Source organism: Algoriphagus locisalis (genome assembly GCF_900116615.1).
GTDB lineage: Bacteria > Bacteroidota > Bacteroidia > Cytophagales > Cyclobacteriaceae > Algoriphagus > Algoriphagus locisalis.
On sequence record NZ_FPBF01000009.1, the window covers coordinates 1 to 19,027 of the forward strand.

At 42.0% G+C, this 19,027-nt stretch carries 19 protein-coding genes and 5 tRNA genes; 17 read left to right on the forward strand and 7 right to left on the reverse strand.

The window, feature by feature from the left end:
- The first annotated feature begins 69 nt into the window (after positions 1–69).
- The 8 genes from BM386_RS20535 (at position 70) to BM386_RS20570 (ending at position 3,111) form a co-directional block, all read left to right on the forward strand.
- Positions 70–142, forward strand: a tRNA-Lys gene (locus BM386_RS20535).
- A 38-nt stretch (positions 143–180) separates the two neighbouring features.
- A tRNA-Pro gene (locus tag BM386_RS20540) sits at positions 181–254 on the forward strand.
- A 55-nt stretch (positions 255–309) separates the two neighbouring features.
- Positions 310–383: transfer RNA gene (locus tag BM386_RS20545), tRNA-Arg, on the forward strand.
- A gap of 157 nt (positions 384–540) precedes the next feature.
- Positions 541–613 (forward strand) — tRNA-Lys (locus BM386_RS20550).
- A gap of 57 nt (positions 614–670) precedes the next feature.
- Positions 671–919, forward strand: coding sequence for a GIY-YIG nuclease family protein (locus tag BM386_RS20555; protein WP_091697655.1), 249 nt, complete (start codon positions 671–673; stop codon positions 917–919).
- A 108-nt stretch (positions 920–1,027) separates the two neighbouring features.
- Positions 1,028–1,291 carry a GIY-YIG nuclease family protein gene (locus BM386_RS20560; protein ID WP_091697956.1) on the forward strand — a complete coding sequence of 88 codons (264 nt, stop codon included), beginning with the start codon at positions 1,028–1,030 and terminating at the stop codon, positions 1,289–1,291.
- A tRNA-Lys gene (locus BM386_RS20565) sits at positions 1,262–1,324 on the forward strand. Before BM386_RS20560 ends, BM386_RS20565 begins: the two co-directional genes overlap by 30 nt.
- A gap of 299 nt (positions 1,325–1,623) precedes the next feature.
- On the forward strand, positions 1,624–3,111 hold the full coding sequence (locus BM386_RS20570; protein WP_091697657.1) for a PAS domain-containing protein: 1,488 nt from the start codon (positions 1,624–1,626) through the stop codon (positions 3,109–3,111).
- 85 nt (positions 3,112–3,196) lie between these two features.
- Here BM386_RS20570 and BM386_RS20575 read toward each other — a convergent pair whose 3' ends face one another.
- From BM386_RS20575 to BM386_RS20590, 4 genes are read right to left on the reverse strand one after another with little or no spacing between them, the layout of a single operon-like run.
- On the reverse strand, positions 3,197–3,937 hold the full coding sequence (locus BM386_RS20575) for a 3-keto-disaccharide hydrolase (RefSeq protein ID WP_091697659.1): 741 nt from the start codon (positions 3,935–3,937) through the stop codon (positions 3,197–3,199).
- Between the two features lies 1 nt (position 3,938).
- Positions 3,939–4,370, reverse strand: coding sequence for a c-type cytochrome (locus BM386_RS20580; RefSeq protein WP_091697661.1), 432 nt, complete (start codon positions 4,368–4,370; stop codon positions 3,939–3,941).
- A 25-nt stretch (positions 4,371–4,395) separates the two neighbouring features.
- On the reverse strand, positions 4,396–5,448 hold the full coding sequence (locus BM386_RS20585; RefSeq protein ID WP_091697663.1) for a sugar phosphate isomerase/epimerase family protein: 1,053 nt from the start codon (positions 5,446–5,448) through the stop codon (positions 4,396–4,398).
- 32 nt (positions 5,449–5,480) lie between these two features.
- Positions 5,481–6,650 (reverse strand): Gfo/Idh/MocA family protein, encoded by a 1,170-nt coding sequence (locus BM386_RS20590; protein ID WP_091697664.1) that lies wholly within the window; start codon positions 6,648–6,650, stop codon positions 5,481–5,483.
- A gap of 398 nt (positions 6,651–7,048) precedes the next feature.
- On the opposite strand from BM386_RS20590, the gene BM386_RS20595 reads away from it, so the two are divergent.
- The 4 genes from BM386_RS20595 to BM386_RS20610 are packed head-to-tail and all read left to right on the forward strand — an operon-like array spanning position 7,049 to position 11,136.
- Positions 7,049–7,927, forward strand: a complete 879-nt coding sequence (locus tag BM386_RS20595) for a hydroxypyruvate isomerase family protein (protein ID WP_091697666.1) — start codon at positions 7,049–7,051, stop codon at positions 7,925–7,927.
- 28 nt (positions 7,928–7,955) lie between these two features.
- Positions 7,956–9,635, forward strand: coding sequence for an FAD-dependent oxidoreductase (locus BM386_RS20600; protein ID WP_091697668.1), 1,680 nt, complete (start codon positions 7,956–7,958; stop codon positions 9,633–9,635).
- A 17-nt stretch (positions 9,636–9,652) separates the two neighbouring features.
- On the forward strand, positions 9,653–10,213 hold the full coding sequence (locus BM386_RS20605; protein ID WP_091697669.1) for a gluconate 2-dehydrogenase subunit 3 family protein: 561 nt from the start codon (positions 9,653–9,655) through the stop codon (positions 10,211–10,213).
- 53 nt (positions 10,214–10,266) lie between these two features.
- Positions 10,267–11,136, forward strand: coding sequence for a sugar phosphate isomerase/epimerase family protein (locus tag BM386_RS20610; protein ID WP_091697671.1), 870 nt, complete (start codon positions 10,267–10,269; stop codon positions 11,134–11,136).
- Position 11,137: 1 nt separating this feature from the next.
- On the opposite strand, the gene BM386_RS20615 is transcribed toward BM386_RS20610, so the two are convergent.
- Positions 11,138–11,779: an MCP four helix bundle domain-containing protein gene (locus BM386_RS20615; RefSeq protein ID WP_091697673.1), complete on the reverse strand. Its 642-nt coding sequence runs from the start codon at positions 11,777–11,779 to the stop codon at positions 11,138–11,140.
- Positions 11,780–12,059: 280 nt separating this feature from the next.
- Between BM386_RS20615 and BM386_RS20620 the strand changes: the two genes are divergently transcribed.
- Positions 12,060–13,223 carry a homogentisate 1,2-dioxygenase gene (locus BM386_RS20620; RefSeq protein WP_091697675.1) on the forward strand — a complete coding sequence of 388 codons (1,164 nt, stop codon included), beginning with the start codon at positions 12,060–12,062 and terminating at the stop codon, positions 13,221–13,223.
- 76 nt (positions 13,224–13,299) lie between these two features.
- Here BM386_RS20620 and pafA read toward each other — a convergent pair whose 3' ends face one another.
- Positions 13,300–14,934 carry an alkaline phosphatase PafA gene (gene pafA / locus BM386_RS20625; RefSeq protein ID WP_091697677.1) on the reverse strand — a complete coding sequence of 545 codons (1,635 nt, stop codon included), beginning with the start codon at positions 14,932–14,934 and terminating at the stop codon, positions 13,300–13,302.
- Positions 14,935–15,045: 111 nt separating this feature from the next.
- Between pafA and BM386_RS20630 the strand changes: the two genes are divergently transcribed.
- Both BM386_RS20630 and BM386_RS20635 read left to right on the forward strand, forming a co-directional pair.
- Entirely contained in the window at positions 15,046–16,644 is a 1,599-nt protein-coding gene (locus BM386_RS20630) for an aminopeptidase P family protein (RefSeq protein WP_091697679.1), read from the forward strand.
- Between the two features lie 76 nt (positions 16,645–16,720).
- Complete coding sequence (locus tag BM386_RS20635; protein WP_091697681.1) at positions 16,721–17,107, forward strand: GxxExxY protein; 387 nt, start codon at positions 16,721–16,723, stop codon at positions 17,105–17,107.
- A gap of 74 nt (positions 17,108–17,181) precedes the next feature.
- On the opposite strand, the gene BM386_RS20640 is transcribed toward BM386_RS20635, so the two are convergent.
- Positions 17,182–17,763 carry a carboxypeptidase-like regulatory domain-containing protein gene (locus BM386_RS20640; protein WP_244545585.1) on the reverse strand — a complete coding sequence of 194 codons (582 nt, stop codon included), beginning with the start codon at positions 17,761–17,763 and terminating at the stop codon, positions 17,182–17,184.
- A 178-nt stretch (positions 17,764–17,941) separates the two neighbouring features.
- Between BM386_RS20640 and BM386_RS20645 the strand changes: the two genes are divergently transcribed.
- Both BM386_RS20645 and BM386_RS20650 read left to right on the forward strand, forming a co-directional pair.
- Positions 17,942–18,325 (forward strand): ArsR/SmtB family transcription factor, encoded by a 384-nt coding sequence (locus BM386_RS20645; RefSeq protein WP_091697685.1) that lies wholly within the window; start codon positions 17,942–17,944, stop codon positions 18,323–18,325.
- A gap of 6 nt (positions 18,326–18,331) precedes the next feature.
- The gene (locus BM386_RS20650) at positions 18,332–19,027 is read left to right on the forward strand and encodes a YjjG family noncanonical pyrimidine nucleotidase (RefSeq protein WP_091697687.1); all 696 of its coding nucleotides are present in this window, start codon (positions 18,332–18,334) and stop codon (positions 19,025–19,027) included.

Consider the following 19,027-nt stretch of genomic DNA (forward strand, 5'->3'; position numbering starts at 1 on the left):
GGTACTGGTACTGATCCAAGAGTTATAATAGAGGTGGATAACGATTCACCATAAGAATATAGAGTAAATGATTCCGTAGCTCAGCTGGTAGAGCAATACACTTTTAATGTATGGGTCCTGGGTTCGAGCCCCAGCGGGATCACAAGAAAATTAACTTACAAGGAGTTAAAAAGAAAGTTTCGGGGTGTAGCGTAGCCCGGTATCGCGCCACATTTGGGATGTGGAGGTCGTAGGTTCGAATCCTGCCACCCCGACTTTATTTATTTCTGTATTGTCATTTTTCGAAAGATTCATTGATAATACTTATCCGGTCCTGTAGCTCAACCGGATAGAGCAACTGCCTTCTAAGCAGTAGGTTTCAGGTTCGAGTCCTGACAGGATCACTCTTAAAAGCGGAATTACGTTCCGCTTTTTATTTTAATATCAAGTACCGATTCCGTAGCTCAGATGGTAGAGCATCCCGATTTTTATCGGGAGGGTTTTAGGTCCGAGTCAACAAGAAAAAATACTAAGTGGATAACGATCCGCTAAAAAAAATATGATTCCGTAGCTCAGCTGGTAGAGCAATACACTTTTAATGTATGGGTCCTGGGTTCGAGCCCCAGCGGGATCACAAGAAAGCAGTCCAAACGGGCTGCTTTTCTTATTTTTAGCCCATTCAATTCCTATTATGGCTGCTCTTTACGTCCTATTTTCTGAAAAGCTTAACAAATACTATGTTGGTGCCTGCACGAATCTGGAGAGGCGCTTATATGAGCATGATATTGGACATTCCAAATTCACATCCACTGGGATTCCTTGGATCCTTGTTTATCAAGAAACCTTCGATGATTTACAAGCTGCCAAGCGAAGGGAATCTCAAATCAAAAAGATGAAATCCAGAAAGTATATAGAGGTTTTAATAAGCTCGGTTCAGTAGAGCATCCCGATATTAATCGGGAGGGTCCTGGGTTCGAGCCCCAGCGGGATCACAAAAAAGCAGTCTAAATGGGCTGCTTTTCTTATTTTTAGGCTGATTTATGTTGGTATGGGAACACTCTACATTCTTTTTTCTGACAAGCTAAACAAATACTATGTTGGAGCATGTTCAAACCTAGAAAGGCGTTTGTATGAGCATACTATTGGCCACTCTAAATTTACGGCTACAGGCATCCCTTGGCGGTTAGTTTACAAGGAATCATTTGATGATTTAACTTCTGCTAAGCGCAAAGAATCCTATGTTAAAAGAATGAAGTCCAGAAAATATATTGAAGCTCTAATCAGCTCAGCTGGTAGAGCATCCCGATTTTAATCGGGAGGGTCCTGGGTTCGAGCCCCAGAGGGATCACAAAAAAGCAGTCCAAATGGGCTGCTTTTCTTATTTCTAGGCTCATTGTTTTATAGCTAGCCTGCTATAAATTCTGGCATTTTATCCGATTTTTGAATAGCTTTTCATTTTATGAGCCACTAATTTTAGATGATAATGCAAACAATCATTTTTTAATATAACTAAACCCTGATTGCCTCAACATACTTGGTTAATGTGTCGCTTTCCCAAATCATGGTTATATTACCGCCCTTCTCCTAGATTTTATCCTATGGAAAGAAGCCCGATTGATAGTATGCAAATTTAACCGAACCTGAATGAGAAATAACCCCGAACAATTGTTTGCTTTCCTGCAATCTATGGGGGGAGCCATATGGAAAGCTGATGTAAACATGCAGCACCTTAGCTTTGTCAGTGATCACAAGATTTGTATTTTAGGTTTTTTGCCAGAAAAGTGGAAAGAAAACCCCGATTTTTGGGAAAGCCGCATACATCCCAGTGATCTAGAAATGGTTGCACGGTACCGTAGGTTGAGTGATAGCCCTGGAAAAATTTATTGTTTTGAATATCGGATGATAAGTGCTGATCAAAGTATTAAATGGGTTAAGGATTGGGTTGCATTGATCAATGAAGAAGAGGAGGCTCCATATCTCTTTGGAGTAATGACAGATACAACTCTATTGAAAAGATTAACAGAGATGGAAGAGTTGGAGAAAAGCATTTTACTTCTTGATATTAAGACTTCTCTCCGTGAACTTCTCACCAGTTACCTTTTAGGATTAGAAGATATGTTTCCCCAGATGAAGTGCTCTATTATGAAAATAAAAAATGAACACTTGTATGACGGGCTAGCTCCATCATTACCCGAAACTTATTTGGCGGCTATTGAGAACCAGCCAATTGGTGAGAACGTGGGATCATGTGGTGCATCGGCAGCTTTAAAAAAACAGGTCATAGTGACCGATATTGCTACTGACCCTAAGTGGATAGACTATCGCGAGGTTTCACTTGCACATGGCTTAAGAGCGTGTTGGTCGAATCCTATTATCAGCACGGAGGGTGAAGTGATGGCTACACTCGCTTTGTATTACAGCGAGCCCAAGTCACCCTCTGAGGATGAGATTCAGGTTATGGAAAGGGCTACATCATTTTTACAAGTAATCTTAGAAAATAGACAGAAAACAGAGATTATAAGTGATTCAAACTTGCTCATGCTGCAAAGTCAGGAGCTTGCACATTTCGGCAATTGGAGATGGGATATTGCCCATAATATTGTTATCTGGTCTCCAGCGCTATATTCAATCTATGGTTTGGATGAAAGCACATTTAAGGCAACTTTTGAAGGTTATCTTGAACTATTGCATCCAGATGATCGACTCAGAGTGAAAGGTATCATTGAAAACCTTATGAACACCGGAGAAGATGCTGATTTTGAAGAAAGGATCATCAGGCCCACGGGTGAAGTACGGTATCTACGGTCTTGGGCTAAGCTAAAAAAAGATCAGAATGGGGAGATTTTAGGGATGATTGGAGCCTGTCTTGATAATACAGAAAAGGTCAAAAGTATTGCTTCAATTGAACTACAAAACCAGCAGTTTAGAGACATTGCATGGTTACAATCTCACGTGGTCCGTGCTCCATTGGCAAGGATAATGGGGCTTGTCAATTTGATAAAGAATATTCCAACGCATGAGATACAGGAAAGTGATCTGTTGGATCATTTATTGAGCTCAGCCAACGAATTAGATGATAAAATCAGAGCGATTGCCCAGAAAACACAGTTAGCGGATGGTGATGAAGGTTGATGTGTCTCAATACAACAATTTTTCTCTACTATTAAAACAAGAGTCCCGCTAATTGCGGGACTCTTCGATGTTATTTAAAATGAATTTATAGCTTTTTAATCATCACATTTTTGAAGTAAACAAGGTTATCGTGATCCTGAAGTGTGATGCTGCCTTTTTTGAATGTACCCCAGTTAGGCATGTCTTTGAATTTGCTATCAGCGATCAAAGCTTCCCACTCAGGAGTCCAAAGTGTAGTACTTACCACAGTCGTTCCGTTCAAGATAAGATCAAGTTGTCCATTGTTCGCAATGATCTCGGCTGAGTTCCATTCTCCATAAGGCTTCACGGTCTCTTCACTGCTTACGATTAGGTCATATAGATCTCCAGCTCTGTGGCTGACGATTTTTGCGTCTGGGTGACCCTCGTTGTCCAATACTTGCATTTCCAAACCAGTATAGTAAGAACGCTCATATTCTGGCCCTTCATGCGTATAGAAAATCACGCCGCTATTACCATTTTGGGAGATTTTCCAATCATACTTTAAATGGAAATTTTCGTATTCCTCATTGGTTGTAATGTCTCCACCGTCTCCTTCTTTCCAGTTTTCTTTGTTTTCGGCATCAAGATAAACTACACCGTTCTCGATTTTCCAAGCATTTCCTACTTCTCCACCGCCGTACTTGTGCCAGTTGGAGAAGTCATTGCTAGCGAATAAATCGGTCCATTCTTCGGTAGGTGTTTCTACTACAGCCAGTTCTTCGGTTTCTGTTTCGATTGCTTTTTCTCCGGAGCAAGAAGCAAGTATGCCTGCCAATCCTGTGACGATTATATAGCTTTTTCTCATCTTATTTTTTCAATAGAAGAACGTAAGCTACCATGTCTCTGGCATCTTCTATGCTCAATGCAGGGTGTGCCGGCATAGGTATTTCTCCCCATACACCTACGCCACCTTCAATCACCTTCTTGGCCAGCATGTCGATGTTTTCTTCCGTGTTTTCATACTTTGCTGCTACATCTGCATAGGAAGGGCCTACGATCTTTCTCTCCACCATATGGCAAGAAGTACAATCTGAAGTCTTCAACTTCGCTAGGCCTTTGATGTAAATAGGATCATCTTGGTACTTTTCCTCCAGGCTCATTTCTACTTCAGGAGCAGCTGCTGGTGTTTCTACGTCAGCAGTTGAAGTGGTTTCAGATGTTTTCTCTCCCCCGCCGCAGGCGAATGTAAAGCCTGCCAGAGCTACTAAGGCAAGATTTATAGGTTTTGTGATTTTCATTTAGTTGGATATTAAAATTGAGTTATTAGATTCCTAAGATTCTTTTGTTGAATTCTTCGTCTGCTCCACGGCCTGCAAAGTCGTCAAATGCTTTTTCCGTGACGTTGATGATATGTGAAGCGATAAACGGAGCACCTTCTGCCGCTCCTTGTTCTGGATGCTTGATCGCACATTCCCATTCTAAAACGGCCCATCCATCGTAATCGTACTGCGAAAGTTTGCTAAAAATTCCGCTAAAATCAACTTGCCCATCTCCCAAAGATCTGAAGCGGCCTGCACGCTCTACCCATCCTTGGTATCCACCATAGACACCTAGCTTTCCGGTTGGGTTGAATTCAGCATCTTTAACATGGAACATTTTAATTCTTTCGTGGTAGAAATCAATGAATTGCAGGTAATCCAGGCACTGAAGCACAAAGTGACTTGGGTCATAAAGTATGTTTGCACGGGTGTGATTATTGACTTTATCTAGAAACATTTCAAATGTCACTCCATCATGCAAATCTTCTCCTGGGTGAAGTTCATAGCATACATCTACTCCATGTTTGTCGAATTCATCCAGAATCGGCGTCCATCTTTTGGCTAATTCTGTGAAGCCAGTTTCTACCAATCCAGCAGGTCTTTGAGGCCATGGATAAACGGTGTGCCACATCAAAGCTCCTGAGAAAGTAGCATGCTGGGTGAGTCCCATGTTTTCCGAGGCTTTGGCAGCATACTTCAATTGTTGTACGGCCCAATCGGTTTTGCCTTGTAGATTTCCTTTCAGGTTGTCCGGAGCAAATCCATCGAACAACTCATTATAGGCAGGGTGAACTGCTACCAATTGCCCTTGGAGGTGCGTGGAAAGTTCCGTGATCTGTAAGCCGGCTTCTTCAACGGTGCCCTTGATTTCATCCGCGTAAGTTTTGCTTTCAGCAGCTTTTTGCAAATCGATCATTCTACCATCCCAAGAAGGAATCTGAACACCTGCATAGCCAAGATCAGCCATGTAGTTACAGATGTTCTTTAGGTTATTAAATGGTTCTTTGTCGTCAATAAATTGCGCGAGAAAAATCGCTGGGCCTTTGATTGTCTTCATTTTGATTAGGTTAAAATATTAGGTTCAAGAATTTATTTTTCTACTACGAATGGAGTCCATTTTACTTCTGACTCATTACTTTTCAATACATGATCGATGAAGGCCATACCTCTGATTCCATCTTCTATGCCAGGATAGTCTTCCCATTCAGGTTTGGGAGTTTCTCCGGCTCGCTCTGCATAGATACAGCGTGCAAAGTTTCTATACAAATTAGCGAAAGCTTCCACGTACCCTTCAGGATGGCCTGCTGGTGTTCTGGTGTTTTCATTTGCCAAGGATCCTAAATATCCTGTGCCTGCTCTCAAAATCTGAGCTGGAGCATCAGGCCATCTCGCGATCAGGGTGTTATTTAGTTCTTGTTGCCATTCTAGTCCTCCTTTTTCTCCATAAACTCGGATTCTCAAGTTATTTTCAGCACCCGTGTCTGTTTGCGAAGCGGTAAGAACTCCAGACGCGCCGTTTTCAAAACGCATCAATACCACTCCGTCGTCGTCAATCGGTCTGCCATCGACCTTGATATATAGATCAGCGCAGATTGCGGACACTTTTTCTCCAGATACATACTCAGCCAAATGGAAGGCATGCGTCCCAATATCTCCCATGCAGCCCGCCAAACCATTCCTTTTTGGATCGGTACGCCATTCAGCCTGTTTGTTGTTTTCGGATTCTAGAAGTTTCCAAAGCCAACCCTGCGGGTATTCCACATAGACTTTCCTCACTTTGCCGATTTTGCCTTCTGCGATCATCTGCTTGGCTTGCTTGATCATTGGATAGCCAGAATAAGTGTGGGTCAACAAGAAGCGCTTTTCTGAGGCTTTCACGATAGGATAAAGCTCCTTAGCTTCGGTATAATTCAAAGTGAGCGGCTTGTCCAATGCAACGTGAAATCCATATTTCAGAGCTTTTACGGTTGGGTCAAAATGCACATTATTTGGAGTGACGATGGCGACTACATCGATTCGTTCTGACTCTGGCAATGCGAGTTCGCCAGCAAACATCTCATCATAACTGGCATAAACGCGAGAAGGATCCAGCATAAGCTCTTCACCGCGTTGTTTTGATTTTTCGGGATTAGAACTGAATGCCCCAGCAGCCAGCTCGAACATACCGTCCATCAATGCGCCGTTTAAATGGATAGCTCCTATAAAAGATCCTGGACCGCCACCGATGAGTCCTAGTTTTAGTTTTTGTGAGGATGACATAAGGAAAAAGACTTTATATTCAGGTTTAAATGCTTGAAATAATTGATTCCGAATGGAAAAACCTCCGCTCTCCTAGAGAATTGATGGAATAATTGATCAATAGCTCCAGTGGGGTATGAATGGCTTTGTAACTACAAACGAGAGACCTTTCCATGGAAGTCAATTGAGCTGCCTAAAATAGCTCAAATTGACTAAAATTTAAACTTTGGCTATTGCTTTCGGGTCAACACTTTTTTTATCTGATTTTAAAACCTGGCCATGGCAGACTTTCAATCCCCTAGATTTGAGCTTAAGAAATCAATTTGGTTGATTCCTGCTGGCATTTCTGTATTGGTTTTGCTACTTTTCACAGCCCTTTTTAAAAATGAACAAAAAAACTCACCTCAATAAATCCCATAATGACCAAACCTATCGATAATGGAAGAAGAGAATCTTTCAAAAAAGTTTTGCTTGGTGGCGCTGCGTTCAGCACCTTATCTTCTTTCGAAATGAAGGAAGAAACACCTTACCAATTGAAAGGAAATATTAACCACGGCGTTTGCCACTGGTGTTTTCGTGATTTTAGCCTAGAAGATTTCTGTGTTGAGGCAAAAAAAGTAGGGATCAAAGGCATTGACCTGATCGGCCCTAGTAACTGGCATATATTGAAAAAGCACGGCTTGGATTCTTCGATGTGTAACGGCGCGGAAATCAGTCTTACGGAAGGTTTTGGTGAGGTGAAATATCACGAGCAACTGATAAAAAACTATACCGAGATGATTCCCAAGGTGGCAGAAGCAGGCTATAAAAACCTGATTTGTTTCTCTGGAAATAGACGAGGGATGGATGATGAAACTGGCTTGAAAAACTGTGTGCAGGGTCTGGAGAAATTAATTCCTTTGGCCGAAAAGCATGGTGTCATTCTGCAGATGGAACTCCTAAATAGTAGAGTTAACCACAAAGATTACTTGTGTAGTAAATCTGCTTTTGGAGTTGAGCTTTGTAAGCGATTGGGAAGTGAGAATTTCAAATTGCTCTATGATATCTATCACATGCAGATAGACGAAGGGGATCTGATCAGAAGTATAAATGATAATCATCACTATTTTGGGCATTATCACACGGCCGGTAATCCAGGAAGAAATGAACTGGATGACTCTCAGGAGATTTACTATCCTGCAGTGATGAAGGCGATAGTAGCCTCCGGATTCAAAGGTTACGTTTCTCATGAATTTATTCCTAAGGGAGAAGATAAGATAGCAGCTCTAGCTCAAGGCGTTCAGATCTGTGATGTCTAACTAAAACAAAAACCTAAAAACCATATTTATGGCAAATGAAACATATGACGCAATAGTAGTTGGGTCAGGAATAAGTGGCGGTTGGGCTGCTAAAGAATTAACAGAGAAGGGACTGAAGGTTTTACTACTTGAAAGAGGACCGGACGTGAAGCATGTCACCGATTATAAAACAGCGACATTGCCACCATGGGAAGTTCCGCATCGTGGCAGAAGGACTCAGGAGCAATTGGAAAACCATCCAAATTTAAGAAGGGACTATGTGCTCAACGAGTTGAATTTGGACTGGTGGGCGCATGAAGATGAGTCTCCTTATGTAGAAGAAAAGCCATTTACATGGTTCAGAGGCTACCAAGTAGGCGGTCGTTCTCTGCTTTGGGGAAGACAATCGTACCGATGGTCAGACCTTGATTTTGAAGCAAATGCAAAAGAAGGTGTGGCAGTAGATTGGCCTATTCGATACAAAGATATTGCACCATGGTATTCTTATGTTGAAAAATTTGCGGGAGTCTCAGGATCCAAAGACGGATTGGATGTGCTGCCGGATGGCGAGTTTATGCCTCCTATGCCGATGAACTGTGTAGAAAAGGATGCAGCCGCAAAAATCAAAGAACACTATCAGGGAGCTAGAACATGGACTATTGGCCGTCCTGCCAATATTACCCAACCACTTCCCGGAAGACCCGGTTGTCAATACCGAAACAAGTGTTCACTAGGTTGTCCTTTTGGTGGCTATTTCAGCTCTCAGGCTTCCACTTTACCCGCAGCTGAGGCAACTGGTAACCTTACGCTTCGTCCTTGGTCTATAGTGAGAAGGCTGATTTATGATAAGGATACTAAGAAGGCTACAGGAGTAGAGATCATCGATGGTCAGACCACCGAAACGATTGAGTTCAACTCGAAGATCGTATTCCTATGTGCTTCGGCTTTCAATTCCACAGCTATTTTGATGCGTACGGCTACAGATATTTGGCCAGGGGGATTGGGAAGTAGTTCGGGAGAACTAGGACATAACGTGATGGATCACCACTTCCGTCTTGGTGCTAGCGGCACCATGGAAGGCTATGAAGATAAATATTATTTTGGACGCAGACCGACAGGACTTTATATTCCAAGATTCCAAAATGTAAACGGGGATAAGCGGGATTACCTGAGAGGTTTTGGATATCAAGGTGGTGCCAGCAGAAGCGGATGGACAAGAGATGTAGCCGAATTGAACTTTGGTGCTCCTATGAAAGATGCGCTCACCAAGCCAGGACCCTGGTCTATGGGTATTACAGCCTTTGGTGAAATTCTGCCTTACCATGATAACACGATCAAGCTGAGTGATACAGTAAAAGATAAGTGGGGGCTGGAGTCATTAGTGATGAACGCAGAGATCAAAGACAATGAGATCAAAATGCGTAAGGATATGATGGCCGATGCAGCTGAAATGCTGGAAGTCGCTGGATTCAAAAATATCAATCAGTATGACTCTGGATATACCTTCGGTCAAGGAATTCATGAAATGGGAACTGCAAGAATGGGACGTGATCCGAAAACTTCAGTTTTGAATGGGAATAACCAAGTTTGGGAAGCTAAAAATGTGTTTGTGACCGATGGAGCCTGCATGACTTCAGCTGCCGCAGTGAATCCTTCACTTACCTATATGGCGTTGACCGCAAGGGCTGCGGCTTTCGCGGTGGATGAGTTGAAAAAGCAAAATCTCTAATCGTAAAAGACAAGACTATGACTATGAATAGAAGAGACGCTTTGAAAGGCGTCATGGTAATGATGGGAGGCACAATGATTGGCGCTACGGCAATCATGACAGGCTGTACTCCTGAAAACCAAATAGAAGGATTAGATTTTGATCCCGATGATATTGCATACTTGGACGAGCTAGGCGATACGATTATACCTGAGACAGATACCCCTGGAGCAAAAGCTGTAGGAATAGGATCTTTTATGGTGATGATGGTGAAAGATACCTATGATGGAGATAGCCAGAAGACCTTTGTAGATGGCTTGAACAAGCTTAGAAAAGACTTCAAGTCAGCCAATGGAAAGGATTTTGTGGGCGCACCAGCTGAAGAAAGGCTCGCTTTTCTAAATGGTATGTTTGAGGAGTTTAAATCCAGTGGAGAGGCTAGAAGTCCCCAAGTGATCAATATGCTCCGGGATTTAACAGTTCTAGGCTACTTCAGTTCTGAGATCGGAGCTACTCAAGCCTTGAATTATGTGGAAGTTCCTGGCAGATTCGATCCATGTATCCCTTGGTCCGACTCAGATAAGAATTACGCTATTTAACAAAGTCAAATCTAAAAATAGCCTCCCTTTCACACGGGCAGGCTTATCTATTTATGAACAATCAACGAAGAAAATTTTTACAGATAGGGAGTATGCTGGGCGTGGGAGCAGTATTGTTTCCATTTGAAATGGCCTCTGCCAGATCAGTAGCCAAGGCAAAACTTTCCAAATTTGGAATTCAATTGTACTCCGTGAAGGAAGAAATGGTAAAGGATGCTGTGGGTACCATGCGCAAATTGGCGAGTTTTGGTTACAAGCAATTTGAAGGATTTGATGGTGGAAAGGGTATCCTCTGGGGTATGACTCCTGCGGAGTGTAAAAGTCTCCTGAAAGACACTGGGGCGGATTTTATTTCTTCCCATGCCGATGTATTCAAAAACCTGGATGCTCAGGCAGAGCAAGCTGCTGAAGTTGGGATGAAATATTTGATTTGTCCGTATTACGGTGCTCAAAAAACGGTGGACGATTGGAAAAAGGCAGCAGAAAAGTTTAATTCCGCCGGGGAAACCCTCAAATCTCATGGGCTGAAATTTGCCTATCACAATCACGACTACACCTTCAAGATGCTTGATGGTCAGTTGCCTCAGGATATTTTGATGGAAAATACTGATCCGGATTTGGTCGATTTTGAATTGGATATGTACTGGTCACATGTGGCTGGTTACGATCCTTTGAAGTATGTGGCTAGATATCCTGGCAGATTTAAGCTTTGTCATGTGAAAGATGCCGAACCAGAAGGAGGAAATGCGCATGACCGCGGAGTGCTACTTGGGTCAGGCGAGATTCCCTATTCGGAAATAATAAAGAATTCTAAAAAGTACGGAATGGAGTACTTTGTAATAGAACAGGAGAGATTTGTTGGCACTACGCCTATGCAGGCAGCTGAAGAAAATGCTGAGTATTTAAGTAAACTGAAGGTTTAGATTAAGTAAATGGTACTTTGCTTCTAAAGAGTAGTAAATAGACCGCCAGTGCTAAAATGATCAACAAAGCCACTTCAAATTGCGCCCAGATCTGGGAACGGTTAATGATGATATTGGCTTTGTTGATTAATTTTTCTCCTTCTTCCAACTGAATTTTACTCAGATTATCTAGGTCTTTTTGTGCTTTGCTGATTTTCTGATCGTACAGTTTAACTTGATTTTTATTTACTCCTGTAGAGTCTGAGTAGAGTAGGCTATAGTTTTTGATTTGCAAATCATTTTCTATAATACCTCTAAAATCAGCCAAGTATTGCTCTTCATTCAGGGTAAGATTAGTCTGCTCGAAATCACTCACTATATCCATAATATTTTTCTCATGCATAGCTATTTCATTCACTACTTTGGAATAATCATAGCCCAAGTCGCAATGATCCACCAGTTTTTGAATCCTGAAAAGGTTCTCTGAAATCCTGAAAATATATCCCTCTACCACCAGACGGTCATTATAAACTTCTGTGAAAGTGCTGCTTATGCTTTTGAAGGCTTGCCTCTCGGTCAAGTTTTTACCATAAATCAAAAGCATCAAAATCCCAATAATCACCAAAGCAGTAATTTTCCTTTTCTTGAAAGCAGTGTTTTCCATTAATTAATTGATTTAAGCTGGGTTGTTAATTGTATTCAGTTTAGGGATATCTCGTTGACTTTCCAATTATTTTTCAACTAAACAAGAAAGTCCTTAAAAACCTGTACGTATGAAGACGATGTTTACAACATTATTAACTGAACCCTAATTGAGAATGTTTTTTGAACTCATTTTTTGATTAGCAGTTAAAGATATGTAGAGAAAAAATCATTTTTACCGGTAAGTCAAAGTCCTTTTGACGGAATGATTAAATTTAACCTAAGAAATAAACCCAATACTAATGGCATACTATCACAGAATGGGGGAAATCCCACCCAAAAGACACACCCAATTCCGACAGCCTGATGGCAGTCTCTTCAAGGAAGAAGTAGTGAGCTCTAAAGGCTTTTCAGGGATTTACTCTACACTTTATCATATCCATAATCCCAACGAAGTAACAGCAATCGGGAAACCAGAACCTTACTCCTGGAATCCAGCCGCCGAACATGGTTTGCAGCAGACTCATTTAAAAACCTCTAATGTAGAATCTACTGGAGATGATTACCTCTCTGCGAGAAGAAATCTCCTGATGAATTCAGATGTCATGATGGGGATTTGCTCTCCCCGACAGCGGAAAATGGATTATTACTTCAAAAATGCAGATGGGGATGAGGTGATCTATGTGCACGATGGCGAAGGGGTGATGTATTCTCAATTTGGCAAGCTTGAAGTTCACAAAGGGGACTATATCGTAATTCCTCGTACAACTATTTACCGCTTTGAATTTGAGGAAGAAGGTCCGCTAAGATTATTGATAATAGAATCTGTAGGTGCCATCGAGACAGTTAAGCGTTATAGAAATGAGGTAGGGCAGTTGCTGGAGCATTCTCCTTATTGCGAGCGGGATATCCGCCCTCCCCATGAACTTCATGTAGAACAAGAGAAAGGAGATTATCTGGTTCAGATCAAAAAACAGGGAATGCTTCATCAATACTCTTATGGATATAGCCCGCTGGATATTGTGGGTTGGGACGGGTACTTATATCCCTATGCACTTTCCATTTATGATTTTGAACCGATTACCGGCAGGATTCATCAGCCACCACCAGTTCATCAGACTTTTCAGGCTTGGGGATTTGTGATTTGCTCTTTTGTGCCTAGGCTTTTTGATTATCATCCTTTGTCGATTCCGGCTCCATACAATCATTCCAATATTGATTCTGATGAAGTGCTTTACTATGCCGAGGGGGAGTTTATGAGCAGAAAGGGAATAGATCGAGGTTCGTTCACCCTACACATGGGAGGTTTGCCACATGGTCCGCATCCGGGGACGGTTGAGAAATCCATTGGGGCAAAAGCTACAGATGAATATGCTGTAATGTTGGATACATTTAAGTCACTTCAGATTACGACTGATGCGCTGGAGTTTGTAGATGAAAAGTATCCGATGAGTTGGACGCAGTGATTAATTTTATAAAATCAGTTAAAACAAAAAGCCTCGAAATTTGAACTTTCGAGGCTTTTTTTGAAGGTTGGTATGTTTATTTCTTATCAGTTATTTCCAAGATTGGTTGTCCTGTACTGCCGTTAGGAAGCTTGATGTTCAGCATCATGGATAGGGTAGGGACAATGTCTGTAATGGTTGTATAGCGGGAACTTTCACCTGCAGGGACATTCCAGCCATAGAATAAAATGGGCACATTGGTGTCATAGGAATATCCTGTCCCATGGGAAGTGCCGGTGTCACCACCTGAAAGCCATGCTGGTTCGAGTACGATCAAAATATCCCCTGATGCCTTGTGATTATAGCCCATTTGAAGTCTCATCGCTCTTCCTTGGGTAAACTCCCGGGTTCTCATCGCTGTCCCGGTATAGACTTCTTTGATCCCATCAGCTTTCAAAAGAAACTGCGCAATTTCATTTTCTAAATCTTCCTGGTTCAACTCTCTTTCCTGAATCAGTTCATGATTAAGGAAAAGTTGACCATTTGAATAGTTTTTAATCCATTTGCCTACTCCGTACTTCGCTGCGATGTGATTTTGAAGCTCACCCATCACAGCTCCCGTGCGAATATTCCCAGCAGGTACTTTCTCACTGATCATGTGGGTAGCTACTTCAGCTACGGCATGATCGGCAGATAGGAAAACGATATATTGATCCTTTCCATATGTTTCGTCCAAATAATTCAGAAGTCTTTCTATTTCCTGATCCAAACGAAGGTAGGTATCCTCTATTTCCTTGGATTGGGGGCCGAACCTGTGGCCTACATAGTCAGTAGATGAGAAGCTAAGCGCAAGGAAATCCGTCTCTTCCCCCATACCCATCTTTTCTCCGTCCAGAGCTGCCAAAGCAAAATCCAGTGTTAGTGTATTGCCATAGGGCGTAGAAGAAATCAATCCAAATTGACCATTGGTTTTTCTTAGTTCTTTCAAATCATACGGAAAGGTAGGCGTTTCTTTTCCACTGAATTTTCCCTCAAAAGGATTGTCATCCACCATGCTTTGTGTATAGGTTTTGATCGGGTAGAGGGTATTCCAGGTCTGCGAGAGGTATTGATCTACGAGTTTCTTGTCGTTGAATCTATCCACCCATTTAGGAAGTTGATCATAATAGTAAGTGGAAGTCATGAATTCCCCCGTGTTGGAATCAAACCAATAGGCATCTCCCATGTGGCCGGCGGGAAGGCTGGCACCACGATCCTTGATCGCCACCCCCACTACTTTGGATCGCTTCTGCGTGGCGATACGTAGCTCGTCGGTGATGGTGGTAGTAAGCATATTTCGAGGGCTGATGTACCCACTGTTTTCTGAGCCGCCTACATTAGTTACCGTGGTATCTCCTGCACAATAGATCATTTTATCTATGCTTTTGGCATACCAGTCATTGCTGATGATTCCGTGTGTAGCAGGCGTGGTGCCAGTATAGACAGAGGCATGGCCAGGACCGGTGTAAGTCGGGATGTAATTGAAATGTCCGTTTTTCATCATAAAACCTTCATTCATCATCCGCTTAAAACCACCTTCAGAATATCGATCTGCAAAGCGATATAAGTAATCCTGGCGCATCTGATCGACGATGATGCCAACGATAAGTTTGGGTTTTTTGGCTGTTTCCTGAGCTAGTAGCGGAGTAGAAGCCAAAATGGATATCAAAAATAAAATCCCGATTTTTCTCATGTTTTGATTTTTTAGTAGCCAAAGATAAGGATATGTGGCTTTCTGTAGATTAAGACTTTGTTAAATGGTCAAAAGGGCAGACATTAGAAGTCCTAATTCAACATGATACTTATGAAAAAGACACTTTGGACATTGCTATTGCTTTTAGGTTCTCTTACGGCTTTCTCTCAGTCCTACTTTAAAGATGGACTCAGCTCCGAATGGCACAGCCAAAAGAGAGAGGAATTGAGGAAATTGATGCCTACAAACTCTGTGGCAGTATTTTTCAACAATCCCGTAAAAAACCGAACCAATGATGTGGATTACATTTATCATCCTGATACCGATTTTTTCTACCTGACTGGATTGAGAGAGCCAAATGCAGTTCTTGTTATTTTCAGTGAGGAGCGGGAAGTAAATGGAGGCGTAGCTGATGAATTGATTTTTGTCCAGAATAGAGATCCAAGGGCTGAAATGTGGAATGGAAAGCGACTGGGGACGGAAGATGTGATGAGTGAGTTGGGCTTTGAACAAGCGCTGCTTAATTCAGATTTCGGCTCAAAATCCGGGATCAACCTTCAGGATTTTGATAAAATCCTGACTTTTAGCCTTTCCGAAGGTATAGAAGAAAGCAGCAATAACGAGCCTTTGATCACCATGGTAAATGATTTCAAAACTGCCACGGCTTACCCAGACAAGCTAACTGAGGCCAGTGCACAGATTTATGCGATGATCAAAAACTCAGATTTGGAAACCTCCGATCGCGTGGTACAGATGCTCAAACGATACGAAAGCCAATATCCGGAGATGATGGAAGATCCCTTGGTCAGTTCCTATATGAATGCAGAATCTCCGGAAAAGAGAATGGTGGTAAAGGAGGAAATGCCCGAGCAAAAGCTTGATATCACAGCTTTGGCAAGTATGATGGCAACCCTGCGGGAAATAAAGACTCCAGAGGAAATAGCCTTACTCAAAAAGGCGGTAATGATTTCGGCTGTAGGCCAAATAGAGGTAATGAAAGCCGCTAAAGTGGGAATGACAGAACGGGAAATCCAGGGCGTTCATGAATTTATATATAAGCGATATGGCGCAGAAGAACTAGGTTATCCTTCCATAGTTGGTGGAGGTAATAATGGCTGTATTCTTCATTACATAGAGAATGATAAGCGGGATTTGACCGATAGGTTATTGCTTATGGACCTGGGTGCAGAGTGGAGAGGATACACCGCCGACGTGACCCGGACCATTCCGATCAATGGTAAATTCAACGCTGAAGAAAAAGCCATCTATGAATTGGTTTATCAAGCTCAGGAAGCTGGAATAGTAATTTCAAAACCTGGAACGACTTTTCAAGAGATAGATGCCGCAGGCAGAGAGATAATCAACAAGGGACTTGCCAAATTAGGCATCATCAAAGAAGGTGAAAGCCACATGTATTTTCCCCATGGCACCAGCCATCATATAGGGCTGGATGTCCATGATCGTGGCACACGTAATCCACTTCAAGAAGGCATGGTGTTTACTATTGAGCCAGGAATATACATCCCTGAAGGATCAGACTGTGATCCAAAGTGGTGGGGAATCGCCGTGCGTATAGAAGATGATATTTTGATCACCAAAGATGGAGCTGTTAATCTATCAGGAGATGCCCCAAGAACAGTTGCAGCTATCGAAGAGATGATGCGCCTTCCTAGTGTACTGGAGGAGTGGGTGCTGCCGGAGATTGATTGAGGGCTACAATTATACCTCCCGCCAAGGCGCAAAGGCGCAATTTTTCTGGTTTGAATTATTGTAAACGGACCTAAATATGCATGAAAACGAGATTTCAAAAGTCATTGTTGATATCGCCTTTTTAATTTACAAAAGATTAGGGCCAGGATTGCTAGAGTCCATTTATCAGGCTGTTTTTGTATATGAGTTAAAGTCGCGGGGTTTTAATGTAGATACTGAGGTGATTATTCCTGTTATATGGAATAGTATGAAGCTGGATCAAGGTTTTCGGGCAGATATTATAGTTAACAATAAGGTTATTATTGAATTGAAATCAGTGGAAATGCTACTGCCTGTTCATCCAAAGCAGCTTAGGACATATCTTAGACTTACAGGGCTAAGATTAGGAATGCTTATCAATTTCAATGAGGATAAACTGACAGATGGAATAAAAAGGGTGGTCAATGGGTTGATGCAAAATTGAATTGCGCCTTAGCGCCTTAGCGGGAGCTATTAATCCGTTGCGCCGCTGCGCTTTTGCGAGAGACTCCGAAATGCCTAATCCTTCTTCTTCAGATCACCTCGTTTAATAGACCGAATAAACTGTCCCCAGGCGAATGGATCGAGAAGTCTAAGGGTTCTAGGCCCATAGAGATCCTGGTTTTGGATGGCTTGTCCTTGCTGGAAATATCTGAAGTTCTCGTTACCGGAGGCTGGCATGGATTCGGCCCAGCGTAATAGCATTTCTGGACTCATGTTCGCTCTTGAAATGGACATAGGATCCACTACATTCAGCGCAATAACTGCTTGCTTAAATTCCTCCTCAGTCGGATAAGGCATTACCTCGATTTCAGCAAGAGCGATTTCGTCCACTTCCATGGTAAGAATCAAACTGATTTTGTCGCTTTCTACCGTCTCTGGAATTTTGAAGGTTTGTTTTTTCAAGCCTATAAAACTAAATATCACAGAGTCACCTTCTAAAACAGGCATGGAAAAATAACCAAATCGGCCTGAGCTCGTTCCTCTTCCTTTTGTTGGTACGTAAATATTGACACCTGCTACAGCATCGGTACTATCGGCATTAAGGATAATACCAGAAAGTTGGATTACTTTTTTTTCCTGTACATCTTGAGCGTTCACTTCAAGTGATGAAAAAAATATTCCACATAGGAAAACGAAGGCGGTGCTAATGAGTAATGAATTCTTCACAAATTATAAACTTAATATAACGGCGATTGGTTGTCAATTCAGACACGATATTACCCTAATTTCGGGTGAATTTTTATTTTACCCTCATAAACTCCGTTAAATCTTACAAATGCGGCTAAAAAATATCAGTTTAAACTATGGGCTTAGAATCTTCAAAGCACTTTCGGAGGAGCCTAGAGTAAGGATTTTTCACCTCCTGATGCTCAATAAGGAGCTTTCGATTTCTGACTTCGAATTGATTCTTGATTTCACCCAAACAAAAACAAGTAGGCATCTCATTTACCTAAAAAATGCAGGTTTGTTGGGTAGCAGGCGTGTAGATCAGTGGGTTTTTTATTACATCCTAGAGGAATATCTAGAAATCATTCATCAGATTTTTAAGTTTATCCAAAAAGATCCAAGCCTTATTAAAGATCAGGAAACCTTCGAAATCCTGAAGTCAAACCGTGAACTTGCCATCAATAAAATACAGAATAACCAGTACCGACGTTAATTTCCTTTGAAAACTTACCAACATCTCTTTTTCGATCTAGATCACACGCTCTGGGATTATGATCGAAATGTCCAGGAATCCCTTTCTGAATTATTTCTTCATTACAAACTTGAAAACTTGGGAGTGTTGTCTCCCCAGCATTTCATTGATGCCTTTTATGCGGTGAATTTCAAGTTGTGGGCGGCCTATGATAAAGGTGAATTGCAGAAAGAAGAGCTACGCACCACTCGCTTTCCAAGGATATTTGCCCATGCCGGAGTCGCAGATGCATTAATTCCAGAGGAGTTTGAAATAGATTTTATGCATAGAACCTCTACCAAGCCACATCTTTTTCCGCACACGATAGAAATCTTGGACTACCTCAAGCCCAAGTATAAGTTGTATGTGATCACGAATGGTTTTGACGAAAGTCAGGCGAAAAAAATGAATTCTTCAGGCCTGAATGACTATTTCGAATTGGTAATAACTTCAGAGACTACCGGCCATAAAAAACCTGATCCCAGGATTTTCCACTATGCATTGGAACAAGCAGGTGCAAGCAAGGAAAACAGCCTTATGATAGGTGATAATCCCATTTCTGATATCAAAGGAGCTCATGGTGCAGGTATAGACCAGGTCTTTTTCAACCCCCTAGGTAAATCAGTTGACATTATCCCAACTTACACTATTTCGCATTTGAGAGAACTGGAGGGCATTCTTTAG